This is a genomic window from Vreelandella massiliensis (assembly GCF_900155385.1).
In the GTDB taxonomy this organism is placed as follows: Bacteria; Pseudomonadota; Gammaproteobacteria; order Pseudomonadales; family Halomonadaceae; genus Vreelandella; species Vreelandella massiliensis.
Genome location: NZ_LT699745.1, coordinates 772,547 through 798,667, shown reverse-complemented (window position 1 = coordinate 798,667; position 26,121 = coordinate 772,547). Strand labels below are relative to the sequence as shown.

Here is a 26,121-nt window from a genome sequence, read left to right as displayed (position 1 = left end):
AAAGAGGACGTGTATAATACGCGTTGAAATTCCCCCTGGCGCGGGTAGCGTTACGACAACTATTTATTCGCGGTTACGACAATCAAGAGGCATTCGCGCCCATGAGCAACAAGGCGACCCACCCACCCGATACTCCGCTTTATCCCATCCGGGAGGTTTCCCGCTTAACGGGTGTGAACTCGGTCACCCTGCGCGCCTGGGAGCGACGCTACGGCCTCATTCGACCCCAGCGCACGCCGAAAGGGCATCGCCTCTACGCGCAAGACGACATCACCCGGGTGGAGCGTATCCTGCAGTGGCTTAATCGCGGCGTGCCGGTCAGCCAGGTGGGGGATCTGCTCGACCAGCCGGAGAAGGTGGAAGCGCCGGCGCCTGTCAGCGGCGACTGGGAGAGCCAGCGCCAGCAGCTGCAGACCACCATCGAAGCGCTGAACCTAGCCAAGCTTGAGTCGCTGTATTACCAAAGCCTTTCGCTCTACCCCATGAGCGTGGCGATTAACGAGCTGTGGCAGCCGGTGATCCTCAGTCTGGAAGCGCAGTGGGAGCGCGAACCCGATGCCTTGGTGCGGCGTACCTTGGAAGCGTTCTTGCGCAGTCAGATCGGCATCCGCCTGCACTACGCCAACCAAGCCACACGCGGGCCGCTGATTCTGCTCAACGTGATGCCCGACGACCCTGGCCCGCTGTGGATTTTAATGGCGGCGCTGATGGCAAGCGAGCAGGGCTACCGCGTGCAGCTTTTGGATCAAAATCTTCCGCTTGAAGACCTTCCCCAAGCCGTGGCGCGCCTGCACTCCTCGATGGTGCTGCTGGCCAGCGGCCAAAAGGAGAGCGATAGCTACATTCGCGACGCTCTGCCCGAGGCGGCGAAAAACCTCAACGTACCGCTTGGCGTATGCGGGGAAGTGGCCCGCCTGCGCGAGCAGGATTTCAGCGATGACGAGGTGCACCTACTCGGCGCCGACTTACCTCAAGCGATCTCGCGCCTACGGCCGCTGTTGCGCGAGTCGGGCGTGCTGTAGTTCTCACCTTCGTCAATGGAGGCAGCATGGCAAGGCAGCTGGTCTGGTTTCGTAGCGACTTACGCATCGACGATAACAGCGCCCTCGCAGCGGCGGCAGCGAAAGGGCCGGTGGTTGCGGTGTTTTTGCGCAGCCTCGAACAGTGGCAAGCCCACGGCCACGGCGCCAACAAGCTCGATTTCTACGCCCGTGGGGTCGCCGCGCTAAAAGAGGCGCTGGCCGGGCTCAATATCCCGCTGCTCCACCGCGACGTCGATACCTTCGACAACGCCCCGCAGGCGCTTTTGGACATTGCTCGCGAGCACGATATCTCAGCGCTTCACCTTAACTACGAGTACCCGCTTAACGAGCAGCGCCGCGACCGGGCGGTGTTTGACGCCTTTCATCACGCCAGTATCGCCGCCCACGGCTACCACGACGCCGTGGCGTTTGCCCCGGGCACGCTTCTCACTGGCAAAGGCGACTACTACGGGGTCTTTACCCCCTTCGCCAAGGCGTGGCATAAAAACGTTGCGCCCGAGCAGCTTGCGCTGCGCGACACGCCCACGCCGCAAACCCCGCTCGATATCCAAAGCGACGCGCTCCCGACGCTCCCGGGGCTTGATGACACCGCCGTGGATGGCCGCCAGTGGCCGGCGGGTGAACATGCCGCCGCGGATCATTTGGCGCGATTTCTCCGCTTTCGAGCGCGCCATTATCAGGCGCAGCGCGACTTCCCTGCCGTGCGCGGCACGAGTGAGCTTTCGCCCTACCTAGCGCTAGGGATGATCTCGCACCGCCAGTGCCTGCAGGCGGTGATGAGCGAAAACGGCGGCCACCTAGCGGACGGCGACGCCGGGCTAACCGCCTGGGTCAACGAGCTTATCTGGCGCGAGTTCTACCAGCATGTGGCCGTGGGCTTTCCCAAGGTGTGCCGGCATCAGCCGTTTCAGGACCATACCCGCGCGCTTGAATGGCGCGATGACGACACCAGCTTTCACGCCTGGTGCGACGGGCGTACCGGCTACCCGATTGTTGATGCCGCCATGCGCCAGCTCGTCGCCACCGGGTGGATGCACAACCGCTTGCGCATGGTCACGGCGATGTTCTTGAGCAAGCACTTACTCATCGATTGGCGCCGAGGCGAGGCCTTCTTTCTGCGCCATCTGATCGACGGCGAATTCTGCGCCAACAACGGCGGCTGGCAGTGGGCAGCCTCCACCGGCACCGACGCCGCGCCCTACTTTCGCATCTTCAATCCGACCACCCAATCCACCCGCTTCGACCCGGACGGTGACTTTATCGCCCGCTGGCTGCCCGAGCTTGCCGAGCTGCCGGCAAAAGCGCGCCATGCGCCACCGCGCGACTTGCTCACGCGGCTCGACTACCCGGCCCCGATTGTCGAGCATAAAGCGGCCCGCCAGCGTGCGTTAGAGGCATTTAAAGCGCTGAAGTAGGTGTTTTGTCCTTCGACAGGCTCGGGGTGAACGGGTCAGCCTCAAGGAGACCGGTATGTCTTACGACACGGCGCTCGACGACTTCTGCGCTTTTTTTAACAAACTAGACAGTACCTGTACAAAAAAGCTATACGAGGTATATACTGAAGACATCGTTTTTTGCGACCCGCTGCACCGCATTGAAGGGCGAGACGCGCTGGAGCGCTACTTTGCCGCCATGTATGAAAACGTGACCGAGTGCCGCTTTCGCTATCATCAGACACTGCGCCAGGATGACAAGGCGTTCGTGACTTGGACCATGCACTTCGCGCATCCGTCACTAAAGCGCGGCAGGGTAATCGACGTCGAGGGATGCACGCACCTCACCTTCGCCGACGATGGCCGCGTCGCGCACCACCGCGACTACTTCGACGCCGGCGCCATGCTCTACGAGCACGTCCCACTGCTGGGCCGCGTGATTCGCCTGTTAAAACGGCGCATCCATTAACGGCAGGTAAATCACAGGGCAGGTCAATTACAGGAGAGTCACATGAGTCGATGGCAAACGCCGCAGCGCATTTGGTTGACCGGGGCCACCTCCGGCATCGGCGAAGCAGTGGCGCAACAGCTTCTCGCCGAGGGTCACCAGGTCGTGCTCAGCGCGCGCAGCGAAGACAAACTCGACGCCCTGTGCGCCAAGCGCGACAACGCCATTGCGCTTCCCGTGGACATTACCGATCGCGACGCCGTGCTCGCCGCCGGCGAGACGATTCGCGAGCGCCTCGGCGCGCTGGATTTGGTGCTGCTCAACGCCGGCACCTGCGAGTACGTGGACATGCCCGATTTCGACATGGCGTTGATCGAGCGGGTGCTCACTCCCAACCTTTACGGCACGCTCTACGGCGTGGAGGCCGCCTTGCCGCTGCTGCGCGCCGCACGTAAGGAAGGGCGCCCCGCGCGGCTTGCCGCCACTTCCAGCGCCTCGGCGTACCTGCCGCTGCCCCGCGCCGAAGCGTACGGCGCCTCCAAGGCGGCGGTGAGCTACTTTCTGGAATCGCTGCGCCTTGACCTGCACCCGGAAGGCATCGACGTTAGCCTGATTCATCCTGGGTTTGTGAAAACGCCGCTCACCGAGCGCAACGATTTCCCCATGCCCATGCGTGTCAGCGTCGAGCACGCCGCCAACGCTATCCTCAACGGCTTGGCCAAAGGCCGGCTGGATATTCACTTTCCGCGCCGCTTTACCTACCTGGTCAAATTCATGGGTATTTTGCCCCCCCGGCTGCGCCGCGCCATCGGCCTGCGCATGGTCCGCTCGTAAGGAGAGCACGCATGACGCAACCCGCTCCACTTCACGCCTCGCAGCGCATCGCCGTGATCGGCAGCGGCATCAGTGGCATGGCCGCCGCGTGGTACCTGTCGGCGCAGCACGAGGTGACGCTGTTTGAGTCCGCCGAGCGTTTGGGCGGCCATACCGCAACCATCGACGTGGAAGCGGACGGCAAGGCGTATGCCATCGATACCGGTTTTATCGTCTTTAACGACTGGACCTACCCGCACTTTCAGCGCTTGCTGGAAACCCTCGGGGTGGCCACACAACCTACCGAGATGAGCTTTTCGGTGCATGAAACCGAGGTCGATTTCGAGTACAACGGCCACACCCTTACCTCGCTGTTCGCCCAGCGGCGTAACCTGCTCAACCCGGCCTTTTACCGCCTGCTAGGCGACATCGTGCGCTTTAACCGCGAGGCAACCCAGGATTTGGACAACGAGCGGCTGCCCGCCGGCACGACGCTCGGCGAGTACCTTGACCGCAATCGCTACGGCGAGGCGTTTCAGCGCCGCTATCTGCTGCCCATGGGCGCGGCGATCTGGTCGGCGAGCATTGACGATTTGCGCGCCTTTCCGCTGACATTTTTCGTGCGCTTTTTTCGCAACCATGGGCTTTTAAGTATCAGCAACCGTCCGCAGTGGTACACGCTGGTGGGCGGATCAAAGGCGTACATTCCCGCGCTGACCGCACCTTACGCCTCGCGCATTCGCCTCAATGCGCCGGTCAGCGCCGTGCACCGCGACAGCACCGGCGTAACGGTGACATCGCCAGCGGGCGAGGAGCGCTTTGACCAAGTGGTGCTGGCGTGCCATAGCGATCAGGCGCTGGCGATGCTCAAAGACGCCTCGGCCGCCGAGCGCGAGATTCTCGGCGCGATGCCGTATCAAGATAACGAGGTGGTGCTGCACACCGACACCCGCCTGCTGCCACGGCGCAAGCGCGCTTGGGCGAGCTGGAACTACCGGCTGGATCAGCGCGACGCCGGCGAGCGCGTCTCGGTTACCTACGACATGAACATCCTGCAGCGCCTGGAGGCCAATACCACCTTCTGCGTGACGCTCAACGACAGCGAGAGCATCGACCCCGACAAGGTGCTCGGCCGTTTTGTCTACGCTCATCCGCAGTTCACCCTTGACGGCTACGCCGCGCAAAAGCGCCACAGCGAAATTTCCGCCGCGCCCGCCACTTTTGGGCGCACCCACTTCTGCGGCGCTTACTGGCGCAACGGCTTTCACGAAGACGGGGTATGGAGCGCGCTGCGCGTCGCCCGCGCCCTGGGGTGCGACGAAGCCGCGACACCGCCCGAGATGTCACCCGCGCTGCCGGCGCATGAGCTGATGCCTGAAACAGGCGTGGGAGACGGCCTCGGATGAGCGCAACGGCCGAGCAGGTTAACTCGCGTATTTATCGCGGCACGCTGCGTCACCGGCGCTTCACGCCGCGCCACCACGCCTTTCGCTATCAGATCTGGATGGCGTGGCTGGATCTCGATGAATTACCCGAGCTGTTCGACGGCGTGCCGGGATTCAGTGCCCGGCGCCCGGCGTTGGCGCGCTTTCGCCGCGAAGACTACCTCGCCCCCACCGATATGCCCTTGAAAGAGGCCGTGCGCGCCGAGCTAACACGCCAGCTCGGCAGCGCTCCCGAAGGGCGGATCTGCCTGCTGACGCAGCTGCGCACCTTCGGCGTGATCTTCAACCCAATTTCGCTCTACTACGTTTACGACCGCGATGACAGGCTCGCGGCGGTCCTCGGCGATGTCACCAATATGCCCTGGCGCGAGCGCACCGCTTACGCCTGCGCGGTTGACCCTGCGCGCCACAGCCACGCGGCGACCTTTGCCAAAGCGATGCATGTCTCGCCGTTCAATCCCATGGACATGACCTACCGGTGGCGCTTCAACACGCCGGGCGAGACGCTACTGATGCACATGGAGAACTGGCACAACGACCCCGCACCCAATGCCCCCAAGTGCCAGTTCGACGCCACGCTGACACTCGACGCCACCCCCGCCACGCGCGGCGTGCTACTGCGCACGTTGGCGCGCCAACCGTGGCTAAGCCTCAAAACCGTGGCGGGCATTCATTTTGAAGCGCTCAAGCTGTGGCTCAAGCGCGCTCCCCTTTATGACCATCCTTCACGCAAGGAGACATGATCATGACCACCCTGCGTACCACCCGCTCGTCAACGACGCCCTCCACCTCGACGCTGTCGCCGGGGAGCAAGGTCACGCCCGGGAGCGTATCCTGCACCTCCCACGACAGGCTAACGCGCTGGCTAAAGCCGCGCCTGCTCAAGCAACTCGACGCCTTTAAGGGCGGCCGCATCACCCTGATCGAAGGCACCCACAGCCACCACCTGGGGCAAGGCGGGCCGCTGCAAGTCACGGTGGTGATCCGTCATCCGCGTGCCTGGAAGCGCCTCGCCTTCGGCGGCACCGTGGGCGCGGCGGAGTCGTACATGGATCACGACTGGGACGCCGACGATCTGGTCGCCCTGGTGCGCCTGTTCGCCGCCAATCTGGAGCAGGTCAACGGCAAACTGGAAACCGGCAGCGCGCGCTTTACTCGCTGGCTGCTCAACACCGCCTACCGCTTCCAGCGCAATAGCGTCGAAGGCGCCAAGCGCAATATCTCCGCGCACTACGACATCGGCAACGAGCTGTTCTCGACCTTTCTCGATCGCGAGCACTGGATGTACTCCAGCGCCGTGTTCCCTTACCCGGACGCGAGCCTGGAAGAGGCCTCCACCTACAAGCTCGACCTGATGCTGGAGAAACTCGACGTTCGCCCCGAGCATCACTTGCTGGAGATCGGCACCGGCTGGGGCGGGCTTGCCATTCACGCCGCCAAGACCCGCGGCTGCCGCGTCACCACCACCACCATCTCGGAGGAGCAGCACGCCCACACCGCCGCGCGTATCAAAGAGGAGGGGTTGGAGCAGCAGATCACCCTGCTCAAACAGGATTACCGCGACCTCGCCGGCACCTACGACCGGGTGATCTCGGTGGAGATGATCGAAGCCGTGGGCCATCAGTACCTGGATACGTATCTGGCCAAAATCGACAGCCTGCTTGCCGAGGATGGCCAAGCCATGCTGCAGGCCATCACTATCCGCGACCAGCGCTTTGAAACGGCCAAGCGCGAGATGGACTTCATCAAGCGCTATATTTTTCCCGGCGGCTTTCTGCCTTCCCACCACGCCATTCTCTCAAGCCTGACGCGTAAAACGTCGCTCAACATGGTCGCGCTCGACGAAATCGGCCAGCACTACGCGCGTACCCTGCGTGAGTGGCGCCACCGCTTTGAAGCCAGCCTGGAGGCGGTGCACAACCTGGGCTACGACGAGCGTTTCATTCGCATGTGGCGCTACTACCTGTGCTACTGCGAAGGCGGTTTTTTGGAGCGCTCCATCGGTACCTGCCATTTACTGCTGGCCAAGCCCCAGGCCAAACCGGTGCCGCTCACGGGAGCGCTGTGATGGCGGCAGCCCTTCCTTCCTGGCAGGCGTTGCTCGCCAACGTCCTGCGCTTTCAAGCGGGCTGGTTTCTGTGTGTACTGGGCGGCTCTTGGCTGGCGCTGGCCGGTGGCAGCGCCCTGATTGCCTGGCACTTACGCGCGATGGCGGTGCCGGGGGAGTGGCGTTTGCTGTTGGGCTTTGCGCTACTGGGGTTTCTTGTAGACGGTGGCTTAAGCCTGCTCGGCGGGTTTGATTTCAGCGGCCATACGCGGGTTTTCGGGGTGATGCCGCTATGGCTGTGGATGCTGTGGCCGCTTTTCGCCACCTTGATTCTGCACTCGCTGCGCTGGCTGTGGCGCTACCCGTGGCTTGCGCTATTGGGCGGTGCCACCAGCGCCCCGCTCTCCTATTACGGCGGCGCGACGCTCGCCGGGGTTGAGCTGGCGCCCTGGCTGCTGCCCGCGCAGGCCGTCTTCTGGGGCGCCCTCTGCGTACTGATGGCGCGCTACTATCCGCGCTGGGTGGAGAAGCTGTAAAGACTACGAAGACGCAGGCTGCGCCATTGACGCCTCGGCGCGCCCTGAGGCGTCACGCAGCCATTGCGACTCCAGCTCCGGCACCGGCAGCGGGCGGGCAAAGTAGAACCCCTGCACGATACCGCAGCCCGCCTCGACCAGAAACTGACACTGCGCCTTGGTCTCGACCCCCTCGGCGACCACGTCCAGGCCCATCCCTTCGGCCATGGCGAGCACGGCTTTCACAATCGCCGAGTCGGCTTGGCTTTCGGGCAGCTCGCGGATAAAGGCGCGATCCAGCTTGACCTTATCCACCGGCAGACGCTTGAGATAACCGAGCGACGAGTAGCCGGTGCCAAAATCGTCGATCGCAATCGGGAAGCCTTGATCGCGCAGCGCTTTCAGCCTCGGGCCCATATCGCCGGCGCGCTCATCCAACAGCACCGACTCGGTAAGCTCCAGGCCGATTTGCGACGGGCGCAAGCGGTAGCGCTTCAAACAGCCCGACAGCTGGCTCTCCAGATCCCCCTGAAAGAGCTGCAGCGCGGAGATATTGATCCAGATCGTGACCTTGGGCATGGCGCTATTTTGCCAGTGCGCTTGCTGAGCGCAGGCTTTCTCGATCACCCAGGTGCCCAGCTCCGCCATCAGGCCGTGGCGCTCCGCCAGGGGAATAAACTCGCCGGGCGAGATCATGCCATCGCGGGGGTGGCGCCAACGCAGCAGCGCCTCCATCCCGGTGAGCTCCCCCGAGCCTGGGTGGTGCTGGGTCTGATAGTGCAGCTCCAGTTGATCCCCGGAGACCAGCGCCGCGCGCAGGTCGCTGACCAGCGCGAGCTGCGGGTTATCCTGCTTATCCAGCGCCGGACGAAAGCGCAGGCTGTGGTTACGCCCGAGGCGCTTGGCGCTATACAGCGCCGACTCCAAACGCTGGAACAGCACGCCGGAGTCGCTGCCATCTTCGGGCGCACGGCAGCTGCCCACGGTGAGCCCCAGGCGCAGCGACTGCTCGCCAATTTCAAACGGGCTACTCATGTGATCACGCAGGCCCTCTATCCACTTGTCATGATCATCAAAGGTGGTGGTGCGAATGACCAAGAACTCATCGCCCCCTAGCCGCCCCACGACGCCGCCGGCGGCGTAACTCGCCAGACGCTGCGCAAAGCGCGCCAGCAAACGGTCGCCCTGCTCGACGCCCAAGCCGTCGTTGATGGTTTTCAGGCCGTCGATATCCACCAGGGCCAGATCGAGGCTCTCACCCGCGCGCAGGTGGCGCACGCGCGAAGCCATCAAATCGTGCAGCCGCCGGCGGTTGGGCAGGCCGGTTAGAGGATCTTCATAGCCGATGCGGCGTAAATCCTGCTCGCGGGCCTTTTGCGCGGAGATATCGGTAAACAGGCTGATGAAATGGGTAATCTCGCCGCGCTTATTGGTGACCGCGCGCACTTTCAACCACTCGGGGTACTCATCGCCGTGCTTGCGCCGGTTCCACATCTCACCTTCCCAGCGCCCGGTGCTTTTCAAGGTATTCCAAAAGGATTGGTAAAAGGCTTTATCGTGGCGCGGCGCGGCCAGGGTTTCGAGCTTAAACCCGACCATTTCATGGCTCTCGTAGCCGGTGATTTCGGTAAAGGCCGGGTTTACCGCGATCACGCGGTTCTCCGCATCGCTCACCACCACGGCATCGCCGGTTAAGCTCAGCGCATCCTGCGAGAGCTGCATGGCCAGCCGCTGCTGGCGCACCATGCGCCAGGCATCCCATATCCCCAGCACGACAAAGAGCGCGGCCACCAAACGCAGCAGCGCATCGGGAATCCAGACACAAGCGGGCAGGGCCACGAGTGCGACCCACACCAGCGGGCGATTAAGCGAAACAGTTGGCCACATGAAAAATAGGTGACTCCCAAAATAAAGGGCGTAAAAGACGCAATGTATTGTTAACTGCCGTTCGCCCTGAGCTTGTCGAAGGGTAAACGATGAGACTAAAACGCTTTAATAGTGCTGCGAATGTACGCTAGCAGTCAAACCAGCGCAGAGACCTGGGGCAATGGCTGAATACGAATGCATGACCTACAACATACTATCGGCGGATAGGCGTAAAACTGAAGCGCGGCAAATTGTCACCAATAAGGAACGCAATATCCGCTGAGATACCATTGCACAAACGACTAATTTCCTAAAAAAAGACACGATTATGCGGACATTACCTGGTTTCATTCGTTTTTATTCCGTATTGCGCTGCAGTATGAACTGCTAAACTAACGCCGTTTTTTCACCCTCCCTTTGACGCTTGACTGAAAGGAAAAACGTCGCCATGAATAAGTTGTACATGCCTTCAAGCCAGCCGCGATCCCATCGCCGCTGGCTTTTTTTGTTGGCAACTCTGCTGCTCTTTTTTAGCCCTGGCGCTTTCGCCGTCACCGGTGAGTTGGATCTCACCAGTACCGGCGTGGGCTTTTTCGCCGTCGCGATCTTCGTTTTGGCCTACCTGCTGGTCATGGCCGAAGAGAAGATACACATGCGCAAATCGAAGCCGGTCCTGGTGGCCGCCGGTATTATCTGGAGCCTCATCGGCTGGGTGTATGTCCAAAACGGCATGTCGGCGGACTCAGAACACGCCTTCCGCATGACGCTTCTGGAGTTCACCGAGCTGATGCTGTTCCTGCTGGTGGCGATGACCTACATCAACGCCATGGACGAGCGCAAGGTGTTCGACGCGCTGCGCTCGTGGATGCTGCGTAAAGGTTTCAACTACCGCAAGCTGTTTTGGCTCACCGGCGGCTTGGCGTTTGTGCTCTCGCCGATCGCCGATAACCTGACCACGGCGCTTTTGATGTGTGCCGTGGTGACCAAAGTGGCCGAGGGCGATAAGCGCTTTATCAACATGGCGTGTATCAATATCGTCGTGGCCGCCAACGCCGGCGGCGCCTTTAGCCCCTTCGGCGATATCACCACGCTGATGGTCTGGCAGGCGGGCCTGGTCGAGTTCCAGGAGTTCTTCATCCTGTTTTTGCCCTCGCTGGTCAACTTCCTGATCCCGGCTGTGATCATGAACTTCTTCATCAAGGACGCCAAGCCCGAAAGCGTTTACGAAGACGTGTGGCTCAAACGCGGCGCGCGGCGCATTATCGCCCTGTTCTTGCTCACGATCGCCACCGCTGTTGCCTGCCATACGCTGCTGCACCTGCCACCAGTGCTGGGCATGATGACCGGCCTTGGCTACCTGCAATTCTTCGGCTACTACCTGCGCCGCAGCCTGCCACGCTCGCTGGAGCGCAAGCGCGAGCGCTACAGCCGCCGTGGCGACAACAAGAAGCTGGCCCAGCTGGGTAGCGTGGTGCCGTTTGACGTCTTCAACCGCGTCGCGCGCGCCGAGTGGGACACGCTGCTGTTCTTCTACGGGGTGGTGATGTGCGTCGGCGGCCTAGGCTTTATGGGCTACCTCGCCATGCTCTCCGAAGCACTCTATATCGGCTGGAACGCTACCGCGGCGAATATTACCCTGGGCGTTGTTTCCGCGCTGATAGATAACATCCCCGTGATGTTCGCGGTACTCACCATGGAGCCGGATATGTCCCACGGCCAGTGGTTGTTGATCACTCTCACCGCGGGCGTGGGCGGCAGCCTCCTCTCCATCGGCTCCGCCGCCGGCGTGGCCGTGATGGGTCAAGCACGCGGCGCCTACACCTTCATGGGCCACCTGCGCTGGACGCCGGTCATTTTCGTGGGTTACGTGGCCAGCATCGTCGTCCACATGTGGCTGAACGCGGAGAGCTTCGCGCTATTTGGCTAAACGCTTAACCGCTTTGGTTCGTTAAAACTGCACGCCCCGTCGGGAAACCGGCGGGGCGTTTTTATGGGCGCTCACGTAGCGTTAATGACCTCGACCTCGCGTCCTTTGCGCCGATAGAGCGCTTTTAGCTCCCGCGCGAGCGCCACGCGGGCTTCCCGCTCACCATGCACCAGCCGGATGCGGCACGGCCAGCGGCGCATGCGCTTGACGAAATTGAGCAAGTCTTCCTGGTCCGCGTGGGCAGAGTAGCCGCTCAGCGTGATAACCCCGGCCTTGATATCGATCCGCTCGCCGTCAATCTCGACCCAGCCACCGCGCGGCCCGTAGGCCTGAATATCACGCCCCGGCGTGCCCGCGCCTTGGTACCCCACAAAAAGGACCTGATGGCGTGCGTCGCTCAGCATCGCCTTAAGGTAGTTCATGATCCGCCCGCCGGCGCACATGCCGCTAGCGGCAATCACCACCGCCGGGCGCCCGTTGCGCGCCAGATACTCGACCGTCTGCTCATGCTCGGCGTGGCTCTCCACCGTGTAGAGGTTGTCAAAGCTTAACGGATGGCGCCCACCGCGCAGACGTCGCTGCGCCTCGGCGTCCCAGTAGGGTTTAAGCTCGCGGTAGACCTGGGTAAAACGCGCCGCCAAGGGCGAATCGACGATGATTTCCAGCGCCCGCCAGCGCCGACCCTGCGGCCCGCGCGCTTGATGAATAATCGTCTCCAGCTCGTAGAGCAGCTCCTGGGTGCGCCCGATGCTGAACGCCGGCACCATCACCGTGCCGCCGTTCTCCAGCGCCTGCTCGATGGCCGCCTTGAGCGTTGCCCGGCGCGCACGCCGGTCGGGGTGGCGCCGGTCGCCGTAGGTGCTCTCCAGCACCAGCTGATCGCAGCCGTAGGGTGATTGGGGTGCCGGCAGTAGCGGTGCGTAGGGCGCGCCTAAATCACCGGAGAACACCACCCGCTCTTTCTCGCCACGGGCACCCTGGTGCGACACTTCCACGTAGCTGGAGCCGAGAATATGCCCGGCGCGCTTGAGTTTGACCCGGGTGGTCATGCCACTCGCATCCACCACCGTATGCCACTGGCCGTAAGGCAGCGGCACCAACTGGCGTTCAAGCTGGGCTTGAAACTGCTCGATCAAGCGCGCGTTGCGGGTAAAGCCGATTTTGAGCGCGTCCTCGATCACCAGCGGCAACAGCCTCGCTGACGGGATGGAGCAGAGAATCGGCCCGCTAAAGCCCGCCGCCAGCAAGTACGGCAGCCGCCCGATATGGTCGATATGCACATGGGTAATGATCAGCGCCTTCAGCGGGCTGACATCAAACTCAACGGTGAGCTGCTCGAAACTGTCGCGCGCGGCGTCTTCGCCCTGGAAGAGGCCGCAATCAATAAGCAGGGAGTGCTCGCGATCAAGCACAAGCTGGTGGCAACTCCCGGTGACACCGCTGGCGCCACCGTGGTGGAGAATATCAAGCATGGGAAGTCCTTTTCCGAAGTTATCAATCTACCTTAAAGCGCCATTACTTCTTACGGCCTAGTGCCGCATCAAGGGCATCGAACTGCTGGTTCAGGTACGTACTGGTTTGGTTCATCTGCGCGATCATGGAGTCGAGCTGACCAAACTGTACCCGATAGCGCGAAATCGTGCGCTCGATGCTCTGCTCCATGCGCTCGTAGCGCACGCCCAAGCTCTCGACGCGATTCTCCGCGCCGCTAATCGCAATCCCGAGAGTACCTTTATCCCCTGTCAGCTGCGCCACGGTTTTGCTCAGGGTATCGGCCAAGCCGTTTTCCCCCTCAACGCCGGCAAAAAAATCGCTCAAGGCATCGGGGCTGTTTTTGGCCAGATCGCTAATCGCGTCTTCGTCGATTTCCAAGGTGCCATCGCGCTGCAGCGTAATCCCCAGCTGGTTCAGCGTGGAAAACTCACCGCCTACCACACCGCCTGTCAGCGCGCCACGCAAGCGGCCTTCGATGGTGCGTACCGTGCTATCGCCCACCAGCTCACCGGCGGTTTCGCGGTCGCCGGAGTATTTCGTCAGCGAGCCGATGGTGTCCTTCATATCGTTAAAGGCGTCAACAAAATCGCCCACGGCTTCGCGAATTTTGAGCGTATTGCGCTCGACCGTGACGGTGCTGCTTGCCGTTTCATCTTTGCCAATATCGAGATCACCCAGGTTCAAGGTGACGCCCTGGATCGCGCCTTCGACCTGGTTGGTGTCGCTGGTAATATTGATACCGTTGACTTTCAACGCCGCGTCTTGGCCGCTGATAGGCGTGCCGTTCGTCAACTCTTTCTCATCTGAATCCTTGACGGTAATAGGGGTTGTACGGTCGTCGCCGGCGTAGAAATCAAAGCTTTGGATGGAAGCTTTATCGCCAGTATCGCTAGAATTCAGCGCTAAGCGGTAACCGGTACCGTCAAAAATCACGCTGGCACTTACTCCAGCGTCTTTCTTGGCATTAATAGCATCACGGATATCTTCTAGGCTGCTATCTTCAGCAATCTCAATGGTGACACTTTCTTTATCGTTAAAGGTAAGCTCTAACTGCGTCGCGCCACCCAGCGTTAGCGGTTCGCTGCTATTGCCAATCTGACTGGATGCGAGAGTGCCGCTAGTGGCAAGCTGGCTCACCTCTACGCGGTAGCTGCCCGGCAGCGCCTTGGCATCCGTGGTAGCCGTGATCTCGTCGCCGCGCACGCTAGCGGAGAGGCTCTGGAAAAGCTTGGGGTCTTTGAGACCGTCGACTGCCTCTTTCAGCCCCTCTAGGGAGGACTGAATCTTGCCGTACGCTGAAATTTTGGCTTCCTGCTGCTCTTGCTGACGCGTGATGGGCGCAAGCTTGCCGCGCTCGGCATCCTTGAGCTGGTCGAGCAGGCCGTTAAGATCGAGGCCGGAGCCAATACCGAGAGAGGTTATTGTCGCCATACTGGAAATCCTCAGTAAATAAGGCTAAACCAAACACGTATTGCGCTTCGCCTGCATAAAAGCGGACAGTGCGCACTGTCGGTTGGAATTGTCGTTGATTTTATTATCGACTAAAAAGGCGCTTCCTTTAGCGCCTTTTTGTTCTTTAAGTGTATCAGCTCGTTGTGTCAGGGCGAACGGCTAGCCAGCAAAAAGCCCGCGTTAAGCGGGCTTTTGTTACTATCAGCGCGGGATTAAACCATCAGCGGGTTAACTACCGGCGTTCATCTGCGCCTCTAGCGCCGAGAACTGGTTGCTAAGGTAGTTGCTGGTTTGGTTCATCTCGGCAATCATGCCGTCAAGCTGGCTAAACTGCTCGCGGTAGCGGCTGATCGTGAGTTCGACGGACTGCTCCATGCGCGTGTAGCGCTCACCTAGCGACTCCACCCGATTTTCCGAGCCATTGATGGCGCCTTGCACGGTGCCATAACGGCTCAGCATTTGATCGACGCTGGTATCAATTTGCTCAGCCAAGCCGGTGGAGCTCTCACCGCCGGCAAAGAAATCCGATAGCGCCTGCTGATCGTTAGCGATCACGTCATCCAAACGCCCTTCGTCCACGGAAAGCGTGCCATCGAGCTCCAGTGAAATGCCGATATCGCTCAGCATCGAGAAGCCATCACCGCCCGACGCAACGCCCCCGCTCAACGCGCTGCGCAAGGTCGACTCCACCCGGCGCACCGTGTTGTCGCCGTTTAGCTCGCCGGCTTGGCCAGTCTCCTGGTTAAAGGACGTTAGATCGCCGATGGTGGTTTTTAGCGAATTGTAGGAGTCCACAAAGCCGGTCACCGCTTCGCGCACGGCGAGGGTGTCTTGCTCGACGGACACCGTGCCGGTGCCTTCGCTCTGCAGGTTCAAGGTCACGCCCTGAACCGCACCTTCCACCTGGTTATTGGCGCTGGTAATGGTGATGCCATTCACGTCCAGGCTCGCGTCGGTGCCTGCTTGATGAGTGTTGGTATTATTTGCCCCATCAGGCGTAAAGGGCTCAGTTTCACTAAATTCAAAACTAGAAATCGAAGCATCCGCACCGGTTTCACGTGACGTCAGAGCCAGACGAAACTCATTGGAGCCACTGCCGTCATTAATAATTGTCGCGTTGACGCCCGCGTTTTCGTCGGCATTGATGGCATCGCGGATCTCCTCTAAAGAGCTATTTGCTGGGATGGCAACACTCTTGCTGGAGTTTGTATCATCACCAAAAGTGAACTCCATCTGCTGATCAGTACCACCTGAAATTGCTGCTTCCGGATCAGCAACGCCGGTTGAGGCCAGCGTCCCACGCGTAGCAAGCGACGTCACATCAATGTCGTAGCGCCCTGGCATCGCGGTTTCATCAGCGGCCGCGCTGACCGCCTCGCCGCTGGTGCTCGCGGAGAGGCTTTCATACAACGAGCTGTCACCCAGCGCACTGGCACTACTCTGGAACTCCGAGAGGGCGCTCTCCAGCTGGCCATACGCGGAAATTTTGGTCTGCTCAGACTCAATTTGCTGCTCGATAGGCGCTAGTTTCTCACGCTCCGCGCTGCGCAGCTGATCCAGAAGGCCGTTAAGGTCAAGCCCAGAGCCAATGCCAAGCGATGAAATCGACATACCAAAACCATCCTCTTTCACAGTGCGTACTTACACGCACGCGTGTTACTTACTGGCGCGCCACACTGATATGTGTTCGACGCTCATGCGCCTTATTGAATTGCCTAATACCTTAGCCTCTCGGCTTATTGATTGCGAACTTGACCCTAAGTGCCGCTTTTCATGTATCAAAGTGTAACGCTCGATACCTACTATCCACTTATCGCTCCGCCTGGGTTAACGCTTGCAAGCGTTGGTACAGCGCTTTAGCGCTTTCAACCGCCGTGGCCTCATGCGCGTCCAGAGACAGGTAAACGTCGCGGCGCTTATCTTGCGTCACCGCCTCAAGCTCATTCTCATAGCGGTTGAGTAGATGCTCCAAATTCAAGCGGATCATCATCAGCTCCAGCTCAAACTCCTTTTGCAGCGACTCATATCGCGCCTTCTGCGCCGCCGTTTTGCTCGTTTCCACCGTCACCTTTAGTGTGGTATTGACTTCTTTTTTCATGGTGTTCAGCTTAGGGATGAGGTCATAGATCACCTCATAAGCGGAAATGCTCGCGGACGCTTGCTTCACAACTCCCCCAGAAACGGCATAAAAGTATTAACGCGAACGAATATAGCACAGCTCGTTCACACTGAGCCTGTCGAAGTGTGGCGCTCTACTTCCCCCTACACCTTCGCCTTGCCGTCGATAACCGCCTGAAAACCGCTAGCCGTCACGGGGTGCTTCTCCGCATCGACTACCTTACCGCCGATGCGGGAAAGCTCTTTTGCCAAATTCACCAAGCGTACCAGTTGAAGCTTATTGGGCGTGGCGCTTTTGCTCTTTTTTAGCATCTTCACACTGACACCCTTCACGGGGAAATGGCCGTTATCCTGGTTGAAGGTAGGCAAGGTGCCGGGCGGGTAAGCGTTAGCGATATAGATGGGGTTACGGGGTGAATCCCCCGCCACGGTGAAGGATTTGCTGCTGCTCTCATACACCGCCCCGGCGGACGAGAGCACGATGCTCAAGCGCTCGTTAGAGGCGATCGTGGGGTCATCAAACATCACAAAAAGCCCCCAGGCGCCGGCACTTTCATCCACCAGCACAGGGGCGTCATCCGTGGGGGCTGACGCCACATCGTCGACTTGCTTGCGGGGCTTGCGCTTACTCAAGCCCAGGTTAAAGCCCAGTGTTTCACCCGACACCAGCAGGTAAATCACCACCAAGCCGCCGTTAAGGCTTGCCCAAACCGCCAAAATCGCGATTAAAAGCGGGAGTGTTGTGGGTTCCATGGCCGTTTCTCATTTTTGTTGCCGCACCCAACACAGCCTGCCAGAGGTGCCGCTAACACAATTTGAGGTACATCAAGGCTGATAGCCTACGCCAGTTAGACCAACTAATGAATCTATACTTTCTAATATAAATGAAGGCGCCGTTCACGCTGAGCTTGTCGAAGACCCTCCCTCGACAGGCTCAGGATGACCGTTCCTCGAAAAGCCCGAGGCGCGAACCCGCTCACGCTGAGCTTGTCGAAGCGTCATCCTCACCCAACATCACCCGCGTATGCTCACGCTGCTGCTTCAGCGCAACATCCAGAATCGCGAGCAGCTTCTCGTGCCCCCACACCACAAAATGCGGGTTTCATTTCTCTCTAGGTATGGCATAGCGAGCGCCTTGCAGCTACTGCCGTGGTAAAATGGAAACAATACGCAGGAGGTTGCATGAGCGCATTACTTGATCCCACCAACGATTACGTCTTCAAGCGGCTGTTCGCTGAAGCTCCAGACCTGCTGGTGGATCTGATCAACGATCTGCGCCCGGATTTGCCTGATATTGCCTCCGTTGAAATTCTTAACCCCAACATCGAGCCAACCGAACTCACCGGCAAATACATCATCCTTGACGTGCTGGCCCGTGACGGTGACGGCCACTGCTACAATGTCGAGGTGCAGGTGCGTCGCTACGGCGCCTGGCACAAGCGAGGTCTGTTCTACCTGACTCGCACGCTGGGCAATCAGCTTAGTGCTGGGGAGGACTACGAAGAGCTGCGGGCCTCGGTGGGCCTGCACCTGCTGGACTTCGACCTGTTCAGGGAAACCACCGCCGAGCGCGAGCAAGCCATTTGGCGCTTCGAGATGCGCGATGAACGCCAACCCCATATTTCGCTGGGGAACGTTTTGCAGATGAACCTGATCGAACTGAACAAGGCGGATCGCCTGGGCTTGCCGGAAGGCCCGTTGCGCGCCTGGATCACTTTCTTCAAGCACTGGCAGGAGGAACTCACCATGGCCAATGTCGCCCATGAACCCGTCAAGCGTGCGATGAGCCGCATCCGCGAGCTCAGCGCCGATGAAGAAACCCGCCGCTTGGCCTTTGTGCGGGAACGAGCATTGCGGGATGAAGTGTCGTTTTTGAATGATGCGAGGCGCGAAGGCGAAAAGCTGGGCATCGAGAAAGGACGCCTGGAGGTGGCAAGAAGACTGATTTCGATGCACCTGTTGGACGATGCTCAAATCGCTGCTGCCTCTGGTTTAACAGAATCCGACGTAAAGGCGCTTCGCGATGAGGTGAGGCATTGATGGCGATGAACCGCATCCGCGAGCTCAGCGCCGATGAAGAAACCCGCCGCTTGGCGTTTTTGCGTGAACGAGCGCTGCGAGAAGAGGGGTTGGCCTAGCCACCCAAACACATCGCACGATAAATCGCCCTCCCACCCCTATATCAGCCTTGGAAGCGCCGCGGCCCTCCAAGCTTGGCCGGGCACCCAAATCGGCTTTGAAGGACTCAACCGCTTGTCGCACAGAAGCCAGTAAGTTATACTTTCATATAACTTTCATTTTTTAACAAAGCATCAATGCGCTGCCATGCGCAGGGGGCTTGTATGAGCACAACCAACCTTCGCCGTGTCGGCGGTTCCGTCATGATGTCGGTGCCGCGTGCGTTCCTTGATCAGCTACACCTGGACGCAGGCTCCCAAGTCGAGGTCAAAATCGAGCACGGACGCCTGATCATGGCACCTGCCAAACCGACGTATTCCCTTGAGGAGCTTCTGGCTCAGTGCGACACCACAGCGGAGATGCCCGCCGACGAGCGCGAGTGGCTGGATTCCGGCCCTATCGGGCGTGAGCTTTTTTAATGCGGCGTGGTAATATCTATCTCGTCTCGCTCAACCCCACTCGGGGCCATGAACAGCAAGGAGTGCGCCCAGTACTGATCGTGTCGCCGGACGCGTTCAATCTCGCAATGGGTACGCCACTGGTCGCGCCTATCAGCACTGGCGGCGGCTTCGCTCGATCACGAGGGTTCAGCGTTTCATTGGACGGTATCGGCACGACCACAACCGGCGTTGTGCTGTGCAATCAGCTACGAACCCTGGATATCGAAGCGCGGCAAGGGCGGCGCCTGGAAAGCGTTCCTCAAGAAGTGATGGACGACGTTCTGGCGAAGCTGGCAACTTTGGTTAGCTGATGCCGATTCACTCTGCCGGTAAGCGCGCCATTAAGCACATCTACAGCCGCAAGGGCCAGCCTCATAACTGAACAACAGCGGCTGCCCGTCGAAACGCTGGCTGAGCTGGCGAATCATCTTGTCAATGGCCTTGGGCTCGTTAGGAATCTCGCCACGAAACTCAGGCTCTTTCCGCCCCGCTTCGGCGATCGAAACAGCGATAGTGGCTTTATGCACATCCAGCACTATATACGCGGCGTGGACGTCGCAGGCACCGCTAAGGCGCTCCCCAAAAGACGCTTGATTTACGCTAGACTGTGTCATGATCTGCCTCCCTCAATAGTGGCTCTGCGCTGTTGCCTCAACCTCAACATAACTCACGACGTTGAGGAGGGGCAGGTCAATCCATCACGTCTACCGCTCACGCTGAGCTTGTCGAAGACCCTCCCTCAATAGTGGCTCTGCGCTGTTGCCTCAACCTCAACATAACCCACGACGTTGAGGAGGGGCAGGTCAATCCATCACGTCTACCGCTCACGCTGAGCTTGTCGAAGCGTCATCCTCGCCCAACATCGCTTGCGTATGCTCGCGCTGCTGCTTCACCGCGTCATCCAGAATCGCGAGCAGCTTTTCGTAATCCTCCGGCATCTCCGCATCCATTCCCGTGTGCTCAAAGCGCTCGATCGTTTGCTGTGTCTCATCAATCACGGCTTGCAGCTCATCGATAACGTATTGGTGCTCATCAGGTGTCATGAATGTCCCTGTGGCCCCATACCACAAAATGCGGGTTGAGTTTCTTGCTCGGGGTGGCGTAGGAAAGCGGCTCACCTTGTAGCGTTTCCACCCGGCCGCCGGCTTGCTCCACTACCGCTTGGGCAGCACCGGTATCCCACAGGCAGGTGGGCCCCAGGCGCGGGTAGACATCGGCCTTGCCCTCGGCGATCACGCAGAGCTTGAGCGAGCTGCCCATGGGCAGCATCTCGTGCTTGCCAAGCGTGTTAAGCCACTCCGCGAGATACGGGCTCGGGTGCGAACGGCTGCCCACGACACGCCACGGCGTCGTGGTCTCGGGTCTTCCCGCCACTTGCAGGGTATGGCGAGTGCCAAACGGATCCACCTTTGTCGCGCCCAGGCCTTCCGCAGCGAGATACGCCGTGCCCAGCGCGGGCGCCACCACCACACCAAGCACCGGCTTGCCCTGCTCGATCAGGGCGATGTTGACGGTAAACTCATCGTTGCGCTTGATGAACTCTTTGGTGCCATCGAGCGGGTCCACCAGCCAGTAGCGGCCCTTCTCGTCCGGGCCTGAGAAGGCGTCGATATCCTCCTCGGAGAGCACCGGAATGCCTTCGGGCAACGCGTTGAGCTCACGGACGATAATCTCATGCGCGGCTCTGTCCGCCTCGGTCAGCGGGCTTTTATCTGCCTTCTCTTCGACGCTGAACTCACGCGCGTACACCGCCATGATGGCATCGCCCGCCTCGCGGGCAATGCGTTCGACATCGTCTAATCGCTTCGTCATGTTCATTTTGTCGCTGCCTCATTCATTCACGCTGAGCTTGTCGAAGCTCCGTTCGGTCTGAGCTTGTCGAAGACCCTCCTTCGACAGGCTCAGGATGAACGGATACCACTCGGCCTGAGGTTTTCCTCGCTCACGCTGATCATGCGCTTCCACGGGTTTGCAGCGCTTGTACGCGCTGATAAAGCGTTTTGGCATTGTTAATCGCTGTGGCTTCGTGCTCATCCAGTGCGAGATACATATCTTGGCGTTTATCCTTCGCCACGGCGGCCAGCGCCGTGCGGATGTCGACGAGCGTCACCGGCGCTATGCAAAGATGGCCCGATAGTAGCAAACAATGACGGGAGACATGTGGTAATCAACCACCCGCAAAATGGTCACCGAGGCAGTACGGATGGCTGCATATTATCGTCGGCCATGCCCCTGCCTCACGCCTGCCCTTAATCGGCAGCGTGGGGCAGGGCTTTTTAGGTGGGTTCTTTTTTCTTGACGTAGCAGGCCGATAGCATGAGCGGCGATAGCGCTTGACAAGCCCTGCCGTAGTAGAATCGACCTATTGAAATAGGAGTGCGCATGAGCGAAACGGATACCTCCCGAACCGCTGACCACGACAGTCCGTGGAAGATGGCGTTGGAAGGGTACTTTCAGGAGTTTTTGGCGGCGGCACCACCGCGCGGCCGCACTGCTCGCAGGCGCTCGCCGCCACGCCTTGCCAGTGGGCGAGCTTTTTTGCTTCGCGCTCGCCTTTCAAGCGCACATCGCCCCGCGCGGTATAGAGCGGGGTGATCGCCGCCACACCAAGTTCCACCGCCTTCTGAATGGCGTAGTCCATGCGGTCGCCCTTGGAGATCGCCTGGCCCAGGTGCACCGCCAGCGGCGACTCCCCGGTGCCCGGCCATAAGGCCTCAAGCGTGACCGTGGTGCCCTTGCGCGAGGCCTCGCTGATACGCGCCCCCGCTTCACCGCCGTGGCCGTCAAACAGCACCAGCGGCGCGCCCTCGCCCATGCGCAGCACGCGGGTGACATGGCGCGCCGCGCCCTCTGGCAGCGTAAGGGTTGCGCCCTGTTCGAAGGTCGCCGGCACATAAACGCGCGGCATTTTGCCGTGAACGGCGTACCAGTCAGCCGCTTGCATTTATTGCGCGTTTTCCTCTTGCGCCGCTTGCGCCTGCTGCGCTTCACGCTGCTTACGCTGGGCGTACATCGCCTCGAAGTTGACCGGCGCCAGCATCAGCGGTGGGAAGCCGCCACGGTTGACCAGACTATCGACGCACTCGCGGGCGTAAGGGAACAGCAGGTTGGGGCAGAACGCACCCAGGGTTTGATCCAGCTGCGCGCCTTCGATCCCGGCGATACGGAAAAGCCCCGCCTGCTCGACTTCGGCGAGAAACGAGGCCGTGCCGGTTTCGTTGTCGTTGACCTGCGCGGTCACTTTGACCACGACTTCGTACTGGTCGTCGGCAATCTTGGTGCTTGAGGTGTTCAGGTCGAGGCTCACCTTGGGCTTGAACGCCTGCTTAAACACGCTCGGCGAATTGGGCGCTTCAAAGGAGATATCTTTGACGTAAATGCGCTGCAGCGAGAATTTCAGCTGCGATTTTTCACCCGCTTGCGCGCCGGCCTGTTGCGCATTGGTGGGTTGGCTGCCGCCCTGCTGGGTATTGTTCTCTTCCGCCATGTTAACTCCTGCTAAATTAAGATAAGGCGCCGTACGGCGCGCCTTCGATTAGGTTAATGTCAAAGCGCTTATTTTTTTACCACGGGCAAGCCGTCAGCCTGCCACTGCATCATGCCGCCTTTGAGCTTAAAGGCGCGCTCGAAACCCGCTTTGGCAAGCTTCGCCTGCACCGCCCCTGAGCTCTGGCCGTGCTTGCAGACCACGATGATGGGCTGGCTCTTCTGCTTTTCCAACTCGTTCATGCGGCTATCGAGGCTGCTTTGCGGGATGTTACGCGCCCCGGCAATATGCCCGGCTTTAAAGTCTTTGCTCTCACGCACATCCAGCACCACCGCATCCTCGCGGTTGATAAGCTGCGTGGCTTGCGCCGAGGTCACGCCGCTCGTGGAAGCGCTGCGCGTCTCGTAAATAATCCAGGCGATTAAGACGAGCAAAAACATGCCCACCAGCAACGGGTGGTTCTGTACGAATTCGAACAGCTGATCGATCATCGCGAGCACAATCTCTTGGTCAATGCACAAATTGAAAGCGGCTTCGCCGCCGTGAAAGCGCCACAGTATACACCCCACACGGCGTTGCGCGCAGGACTCGTCATGACGCGCGGTGGCTGCCTGCGCTATCATGCCCCAAGCTTACGCTCGCCGCGACCCCGCGTCGCTGTTCGGTCATTATGAGGTTTTCATGGACACGTCAAACACGCCGCGCCCGGTGGCGCTGATTATCCTGGACGGCTACGGCCACAACCCCGACACCCAGCACAACGCCGTGGCCGCCGCCAACACGCCGGTCATGGACAGGCTCTGGGCGGAGCGCCCGCACGCGTTCGTCCACACCGACGGCCACCATGTGGGCCTTCCGGACGGGCAAATGGGCAACTCTGAAGTGGGCCACATGAACCTCGGCGCCGGGCGCATCATTTACCAAGACCTCACCCGCATCACCAAAGCGGTGGAAAATGTTGAGCTCGACACGAACACCACGCTAACGCAGCCGATTGACGAAGCCATCGCCAATGGTCGCGCGGTGCATCTTCTAGGGCTTCTCTCCCCTGGCGGCGTGCACAGTCACGAAGACCATATACTCGCGCTCGCCGAGCTTGCCGCCCGCCGCGGCGCAACACACATCTATATTCACGCCTTTCTCGATGGCCGCGATATGCCGCCCAAAAGCGCGCTGCCTTCCATCGAGCGCGCCAACGCCCGCCTGGCGGAACTGGTGGGCGCGGAGAACGGCTTCGTGGCGTCGATCATCGGGCGCTTCTACGCGCTGGACCGCGATAACCGCTGGGAGCGCGTCGAGCAGGCGTATGCGCTGTTAACCCAAGGCAGCGCCGAGTATGAGGCGGTGGATGCCCAAACCGCGCTACAAGAGGCTTACGCGCGCGGCGAGACCGATGAGTTCGTCTCGGCCACCCGCATTCGCCCGCAGGGCGAGCCGGTAGTGATTGGTGACGGCGACGCCGCCATTTTCGCCAACTTCCGCGCCGACCGCGCCCGCGAGCTCACCCGCGCCTTTGCCGAACCCGACTTCACCGGCTTTGATCGCCACGCCCACCCGGCGCTTGCCGGCGACGGCATCGTGATGATGACCCAGTACGCCGCCGATATTCCCGCGCCCACGGCGTTCCCGCCATCGGATCTCAGCGACACCCTGGGTGAGGTGGTCGCCAAGCGCGGGCTTACGCAACTGCGCATCGCCGAGACCGAGAAGTACCCTCACGTGACGTTCTTCTTCTCCGGCGGGCAGGAAACGGAGTTCGAGGGGGAAACCCGTATTCTGCTGCCCTCGCCGCAAGACGTGCGCACCTACGACGAAAAGCCCGAAATGAGCGCCTTTGAGATCACCGACAAGCTGGTGGAGGCGATCGACGGTGGCACCTTTGATTTGATCGTGTGCAACTACGCCAACGGCGATATGGTCGGCCATACCGGTGATTTCGATGCGGCGGTAAAAGCCATCGAGACCGTCGATACCTGCGTGGGTCGCGTGGTCGAAGCCATCGAGCGCGCCGGCGGCGCCTGCCTGATCACCGCCGACCACGGCAACGCCGAGCAGATGGTCAACCCCGACACCGGCGCCCCGCAAACGGCCCACACCACCTTTGTGGTGCCGCTGATTTACGTCGGCGAGCGTCACGCCACCCTCGATGAGGGGCGCCTTTGCGACCTCGCCCCCACGCTGTTAACCCTTATGAATCAGCCGGTGCCCGAGGCCATGACCGGCCAATCGCTGATCACGCTGCGTTAAATCTTGATGCGGCGTCTTGCGTTCGCTTGCGCCCTGCTCGCTTTCATCCTGATAGGGGGAGGCAGGCTTTCGCTGGCTCCTAGCCAAGCCAGCGAAGCGGATGCCGAGCGCAAGCTCGATGCGCTCGGCGAGGAGATTGAAACGCTCAATGAGCGCTTAAGCGCCACCGACACCGCCCGCAGCGACGCCTCGCGCGAGCTGCGCGAGATTGAAACCCAGCTCGCCGAAACGCACCAACGCCTGGACGCGCTACAAGCCGAGCGGCGCGAGCTCGCCGACGAAAGCGACCAACTGCGCGCCCATCGCGAGCGCCTGGAGCGTCAGCGCAGCGAGCAGTCTCATGCGCTTGCCGAGCAGTTAGCGGCGCTCTACCGTCTCGGCCCCACGCCGCAACTCAAGCTGCTGCTCAACCAGGGTGACCCCGCCGAACTCGACCGCATGCAGGCCTACCTCAACCGCTTAACCCAGGCACGCCAAGCCCGGATCGAGGCGATTGCCGAACTCGATACCGCCCTCGCCGACACCGAGGCGGAACTCGCCAAGCGCCGGCAGCGTTTGGATAGCCTCGGCGAACAGCTCGAGCGCCAAAGCGCCACCCTTGCAAAGCGTACCGCCGAGCGGCGAGAGCTTGTCGCCACGCTCGATTCGCGCTTTCAAAGCGAAGAGCAGCGACTCGCCGCTTTAGAGCAAGAGCGCGAACAGGCTCAGCGCGCCCTGGAGCAAATACGCCAGGAGATGGCGCGCCTTGACGGGCCCGCCCCCAGCACGCAAATTAGCCGCACGCAGGGCGACTTGCCGTGGCCAGTACACGGCACGATTAGCGCGGCGTATCACGACCAAAAGGGTGTCCACTACAACGGCATTGTGATCGAGGCGCGCGCCGGGACGCCGGTTGCCGCCGTTCACGCTGGGCGCGTGGTATTCGCCGACTGGATGCGCGGCTTTGGTAACCTGTTGATTATCGACCACGGCGACCATGTGATGACCCTCTACGCCCACCTGCAACGCTTCAGCGCTCGGCCTGGGCAAAGCATCAATCGCGGCGACGAAATTGGCCGTGTCGGCGACAGCGGCGGGCAAGCGCAAGCCGCGCTCTACTTTGAAGTGCGCCAAAGTGGCGAACCAATTAACCCCAAGCGTTGGATTGCCCGCCGCTGACGGGATAAGC

General features: G+C 60.6%; 26 protein-coding genes and 1 pseudogene. 14 read left to right on the top strand and 13 right to left on the bottom strand.

Annotated elements, in window-relative coordinates:
* The first annotated feature begins 101 nt into the window (after window positions 1-101).
* From BQ9846_RS08320 to BQ9846_RS08285, 8 genes are read left to right on the top strand one after another with little or no spacing between them, the layout of a single operon-like run.
* On the top strand, window positions 102-1,022 hold the full coding sequence (locus BQ9846_RS08320) for a MerR family transcriptional regulator (RefSeq protein WP_075880554.1): 921 nt from the start codon (window positions 102-104) through the stop codon (window positions 1,020-1,022).
* Window positions 1,023-1,048: 26 nt separating this feature from the next.
* Window positions 1,049-2,458, top strand: coding sequence for a deoxyribodipyrimidine photo-lyase (phrB, locus tag BQ9846_RS08315; RefSeq protein WP_075880553.1), 1,410 nt, complete (start codon window positions 1,049-1,051; stop codon window positions 2,456-2,458).
* A 55-nt stretch (window positions 2,459-2,513) separates the two neighbouring features.
* Window positions 2,514-2,945, top strand: coding sequence for a nuclear transport factor 2 family protein (locus tag BQ9846_RS08310; RefSeq protein WP_075880552.1), 432 nt, complete (start codon window positions 2,514-2,516; stop codon window positions 2,943-2,945).
* 42 nt (window positions 2,946-2,987) lie between these two features.
* A complete protein-coding gene (locus tag BQ9846_RS08305; protein ID WP_075880551.1) occupies window positions 2,988-3,758 on the top strand; it encodes an SDR family NAD(P)-dependent oxidoreductase in 771 nt (256 codons plus the stop codon).
* An 11-nt stretch (window positions 3,759-3,769) separates the two neighbouring features.
* Window positions 3,770-5,143: an NAD(P)/FAD-dependent oxidoreductase gene (locus BQ9846_RS08300; RefSeq protein WP_075880550.1), complete on the top strand. Its 1,374-nt coding sequence runs from the start codon at window positions 3,770-3,772 to the stop codon at window positions 5,141-5,143.
* Window positions 5,140-5,925, top strand: a complete 786-nt coding sequence (locus BQ9846_RS08295) for a DUF1365 domain-containing protein (protein ID WP_075880549.1) — start codon at window positions 5,140-5,142, stop codon at window positions 5,923-5,925. Before BQ9846_RS08300 ends, BQ9846_RS08295 begins: the two co-directional genes overlap by 4 nt.
* Window positions 5,926-5,927: 2 nt before the next feature.
* On the top strand, window positions 5,928-7,250 hold the full coding sequence (locus BQ9846_RS08290; protein ID WP_075880548.1) for an SAM-dependent methyltransferase: 1,323 nt from the start codon (window positions 5,928-5,930) through the stop codon (window positions 7,248-7,250).
* Complete coding sequence (locus BQ9846_RS08285) at window positions 7,250-7,765, top strand: DUF2878 domain-containing protein (RefSeq protein WP_075880547.1); 516 nt, start codon at window positions 7,250-7,252, stop codon at window positions 7,763-7,765. Before BQ9846_RS08290 ends, BQ9846_RS08285 begins: the two co-directional genes overlap by 1 nt.
* 3 nt (window positions 7,766-7,768) lie before the next feature.
* On the opposite strand, the gene BQ9846_RS08280 is transcribed toward BQ9846_RS08285, so the two are convergent.
* Window positions 7,769-9,631, bottom strand: a complete 1,863-nt coding sequence (locus BQ9846_RS08280) for a putative bifunctional diguanylate cyclase/phosphodiesterase (RefSeq protein ID WP_075880546.1) — start codon at window positions 9,629-9,631, stop codon at window positions 7,769-7,771.
* A 427-nt stretch (window positions 9,632-10,058) separates the two neighbouring features.
* Between BQ9846_RS08280 and nhaD the strand changes: the two genes are divergently transcribed.
* The gene (gene nhaD, locus BQ9846_RS08275) at window positions 10,059-11,537 is read left to right on the top strand and encodes a sodium:proton antiporter NhaD (RefSeq protein ID WP_075880545.1); all 1,479 of its coding nucleotides are present in this window, start codon (window positions 10,059-10,061) and stop codon (window positions 11,535-11,537) included.
* Window positions 11,538-11,608: 71 nt separating this feature from the next.
* On the opposite strand, the gene BQ9846_RS08270 is transcribed toward nhaD, so the two are convergent.
* From BQ9846_RS08270 to BQ9846_RS08250, 5 genes are all read right to left on the bottom strand, one after another.
* Complete coding sequence (locus BQ9846_RS08270; protein WP_075880544.1) at window positions 11,609-13,009, bottom strand: MBL fold metallo-hydrolase RNA specificity domain-containing protein; 1,401 nt, start codon at window positions 13,007-13,009, stop codon at window positions 11,609-11,611.
* A 43-nt stretch (window positions 13,010-13,052) separates the two neighbouring features.
* Complete coding sequence (gene fliD, locus BQ9846_RS08265; protein WP_075880543.1) at window positions 13,053-14,462, bottom strand: flagellar filament capping protein FliD; 1,410 nt, start codon at window positions 14,460-14,462, stop codon at window positions 13,053-13,055.
* Window positions 14,463-14,711: 249 nt separating this feature from the next.
* Window positions 14,712-16,094, bottom strand: coding sequence for a flagellar filament capping protein FliD (fliD, locus tag BQ9846_RS08260; protein ID WP_075880542.1), 1,383 nt, complete (start codon window positions 16,092-16,094; stop codon window positions 14,712-14,714).
* A 199-nt stretch (window positions 16,095-16,293) separates the two neighbouring features.
* Window positions 16,294-16,650 (bottom strand): hypothetical protein, encoded by a 357-nt coding sequence (locus BQ9846_RS08255; protein WP_075880541.1) that lies wholly within the window; start codon window positions 16,648-16,650, stop codon window positions 16,294-16,296.
* Window positions 16,651-16,745: 95 nt separating this feature from the next.
* Window positions 16,746-17,354, bottom strand: a complete 609-nt coding sequence (locus tag BQ9846_RS08250) for a hypothetical protein (protein WP_075880540.1) — start codon at window positions 17,352-17,354, stop codon at window positions 16,746-16,748.
* A gap of 429 nt (window positions 17,355-17,783) precedes the next feature.
* Between BQ9846_RS08250 and BQ9846_RS08245 the strand changes: the two genes are divergently transcribed.
* The 3 genes from BQ9846_RS08245 to BQ9846_RS08235 all read left to right on the top strand — a co-directional run bounded on the left by BQ9846_RS08245 (window position 17,784) and on the right by BQ9846_RS08235 (window position 19,530).
* Window positions 17,784-18,641 carry an Rpn family recombination-promoting nuclease/putative transposase gene (locus BQ9846_RS08245; RefSeq protein WP_075880539.1) on the top strand — a complete coding sequence of 286 codons (858 nt, stop codon included), beginning with the start codon at window positions 17,784-17,786 and terminating at the stop codon, window positions 18,639-18,641.
* A 302-nt stretch (window positions 18,642-18,943) separates the two neighbouring features.
* Window positions 18,944-19,198, top strand: coding sequence for an AbrB/MazE/SpoVT family DNA-binding domain-containing protein (locus BQ9846_RS08240; RefSeq protein WP_075880538.1), 255 nt, complete (start codon window positions 18,944-18,946; stop codon window positions 19,196-19,198).
* Complete coding sequence (locus tag BQ9846_RS08235; RefSeq protein ID WP_075880537.1) at window positions 19,198-19,530, top strand: type II toxin-antitoxin system PemK/MazF family toxin; 333 nt, start codon at window positions 19,198-19,200, stop codon at window positions 19,528-19,530. Before BQ9846_RS08240 ends, BQ9846_RS08235 begins: the two co-directional genes overlap by 1 nt.
* A 30-nt stretch (window positions 19,531-19,560) precedes the next feature.
* Here the strand turns inward: BQ9846_RS08235 and BQ9846_RS08230 are convergent, their stop codons facing one another.
* The 7 genes and pseudogenes from BQ9846_RS08230 to BQ9846_RS08205 form a co-directional block, all read right to left on the bottom strand.
* Window positions 19,561-19,833 carry a hypothetical protein gene (locus tag BQ9846_RS08230; RefSeq protein WP_075880536.1) on the bottom strand — a complete coding sequence of 91 codons (273 nt, stop codon included), beginning with the start codon at window positions 19,831-19,833 and terminating at the stop codon, window positions 19,561-19,563.
* A 210-nt stretch (window positions 19,834-20,043) separates the two neighbouring features.
* Window positions 20,044-20,262, bottom strand: a complete 219-nt coding sequence (locus BQ9846_RS08225) for a hypothetical protein (RefSeq protein ID WP_075880535.1) — start codon at window positions 20,260-20,262, stop codon at window positions 20,044-20,046.
* Window positions 20,252-21,031 carry a 3'(2'),5'-bisphosphate nucleotidase CysQ gene (gene cysQ, locus BQ9846_RS08220; RefSeq protein WP_422821894.1) on the bottom strand — a complete coding sequence of 260 codons (780 nt, stop codon included), beginning with the start codon at window positions 21,029-21,031 and terminating at the stop codon, window positions 20,252-20,254. The genes BQ9846_RS08225 and cysQ overlap by 11 nt, the downstream gene beginning before the upstream one ends.
* Before the next feature lie 139 nt (window positions 21,032-21,170).
* On the bottom strand, window positions 21,171-21,329 hold the full coding sequence (locus BQ9846_RS16695) for a hypothetical protein (protein ID WP_159437919.1): 159 nt from the start codon (window positions 21,327-21,329) through the stop codon (window positions 21,171-21,173).
* 345 nt (window positions 21,330-21,674) lie between these two features.
* Window positions 21,675-22,163, bottom strand: a pseudogene (locus BQ9846_RS08215) (16S rRNA (uracil(1498)-N(3))-methyltransferase); the annotation flags it as partial.
* A complete protein-coding gene (gene secB, locus BQ9846_RS08210) occupies window positions 22,164-22,706 on the bottom strand; it encodes a protein-export chaperone SecB (protein WP_075880533.1) in 543 nt (180 codons plus the stop codon). It lies immediately after the preceding pseudogene.
* Between the two features lie 68 nt (window positions 22,707-22,774).
* Window positions 22,775-23,197: a rhodanese-like domain-containing protein gene (locus tag BQ9846_RS08205; protein ID WP_075881699.1), complete on the bottom strand. Its 423-nt coding sequence runs from the start codon at window positions 23,195-23,197 to the stop codon at window positions 22,775-22,777.
* 190 nt (window positions 23,198-23,387) lie between these two features.
* Between BQ9846_RS08205 and gpmI the strand changes: the two genes are divergently transcribed.
* Both gpmI and BQ9846_RS08195 read left to right on the top strand, forming a co-directional pair.
* On the top strand, window positions 23,388-24,953 hold the full coding sequence (gpmI, locus tag BQ9846_RS08200; protein WP_075881698.1) for a 2,3-bisphosphoglycerate-independent phosphoglycerate mutase: 1,566 nt from the start codon (window positions 23,388-23,390) through the stop codon (window positions 24,951-24,953).
* Between the two features lie 6 nt (window positions 24,954-24,959).
* Window positions 24,960-26,111: a murein hydrolase activator EnvC family protein gene (locus BQ9846_RS08195; protein WP_075880532.1), complete on the top strand. Its 1,152-nt coding sequence runs from the start codon at window positions 24,960-24,962 to the stop codon at window positions 26,109-26,111.
* Window positions 26,112-26,121: the final 10 nt, after the last annotated feature.

Bases quoted from the DNA above. Each gene is read 5' to 3' on its own strand.
- phrB (WP_075880553.1), top strand. From the start codon at position 1,049: ATGGCAAGGCAGCTGGTCTGGTTTCGTAGCGACTTACGCATCGACGAT.
- BQ9846_RS08195 (WP_075880532.1), top strand. From the start codon at position 24,960: ATGCGGCGTCTTGCGTTCGCTTGCGCCCTGCTCGCTTTCATCCTGATA.
- fliD (WP_075880543.1), bottom strand. From the start codon at position 14,462: ATGGCGACAATAACCTCTCTCGGTATTGGCTCCGGCCTCGATCTTAAC.
- BQ9846_RS08320 (WP_075880554.1), top strand. From the start codon at position 102: ATGAGCAACAAGGCGACCCACCCACCCGATACTCCGCTTTATCCCATC.
- gpmI (WP_075881698.1), top strand. From the start codon at position 23,388: ATGGACACGTCAAACACGCCGCGCCCGGTGGCGCTGATTATCCTGGAC.
- secB (WP_075880533.1), bottom strand. From the start codon at position 22,706: ATGGCGGAAGAGAACAATACCCAGCAGGGCGGCAGCCAACCCACCAAT.
- fliD (WP_075880542.1), bottom strand. From the start codon at position 16,094: ATGTCGATTTCATCGCTTGGCATTGGCTCTGGGCTTGACCTTAACGGC.
- BQ9846_RS08280 (WP_075880546.1), bottom strand. From the start codon at position 9,631: ATGTGGCCAACTGTTTCGCTTAATCGCCCGCTGGTGTGGGTCGCACTC.
- BQ9846_RS08245 (WP_075880539.1), top strand. From the start codon at position 17,784: ATGAGCGCATTACTTGATCCCACCAACGATTACGTCTTCAAGCGGCTG.
- BQ9846_RS08300 (WP_075880550.1), top strand. From the start codon at position 3,770: ATGACGCAACCCGCTCCACTTCACGCCTCGCAGCGCATCGCCGTGATC.
- BQ9846_RS08305 (WP_075880551.1), top strand. From the start codon at position 2,988: ATGAGTCGATGGCAAACGCCGCAGCGCATTTGGTTGACCGGGGCCACC.
- BQ9846_RS08230 (WP_075880536.1), bottom strand. From the start codon at position 19,833: ATGACACAGTCTAGCGTAAATCAAGCGTCTTTTGGGGAGCGCCTTAGC.
- nhaD (WP_075880545.1), top strand. From the start codon at position 10,059: ATGAATAAGTTGTACATGCCTTCAAGCCAGCCGCGATCCCATCGCCGC.
- BQ9846_RS08285 (WP_075880547.1), top strand. From the start codon at position 7,250: ATGGCGGCAGCCCTTCCTTCCTGGCAGGCGTTGCTCGCCAACGTCCTG.
- BQ9846_RS08295 (WP_075880549.1), top strand. From the start codon at position 5,140: ATGAGCGCAACGGCCGAGCAGGTTAACTCGCGTATTTATCGCGGCACG.
- BQ9846_RS08290 (WP_075880548.1), top strand. From the start codon at position 5,928: ATGACCACCCTGCGTACCACCCGCTCGTCAACGACGCCCTCCACCTCG.
- BQ9846_RS08225 (WP_075880535.1), bottom strand. From the start codon at position 20,262: ATGACACCTGATGAGCACCAATACGTTATCGATGAGCTGCAAGCCGTG.
- BQ9846_RS08250 (WP_075880540.1), bottom strand. From the start codon at position 17,354: ATGGAACCCACAACACTCCCGCTTTTAATCGCGATTTTGGCGGTTTGG.
- BQ9846_RS08310 (WP_075880552.1), top strand. From the start codon at position 2,514: ATGTCTTACGACACGGCGCTCGACGACTTCTGCGCTTTTTTTAACAAA.
- BQ9846_RS08205 (WP_075881699.1), bottom strand. From the start codon at position 23,197: ATGATCGATCAGCTGTTCGAATTCGTACAGAACCACCCGTTGCTGGTG.
- cysQ (WP_422821894.1), bottom strand. From the start codon at position 21,031: ATGACGAAGCGATTAGACGATGTCGAACGCATTGCCCGCGAGGCGGGC.
- BQ9846_RS08235 (WP_075880537.1), top strand. From the start codon at position 19,198: ATGCGGCGTGGTAATATCTATCTCGTCTCGCTCAACCCCACTCGGGGC.
- BQ9846_RS08240 (WP_075880538.1), top strand. From the start codon at position 18,944: ATGAGCACAACCAACCTTCGCCGTGTCGGCGGTTCCGTCATGATGTCG.
- BQ9846_RS08270 (WP_075880544.1), bottom strand. From the start codon at position 13,009: ATGCTTGATATTCTCCACCACGGTGGCGCCAGCGGTGTCACCGGGAGT.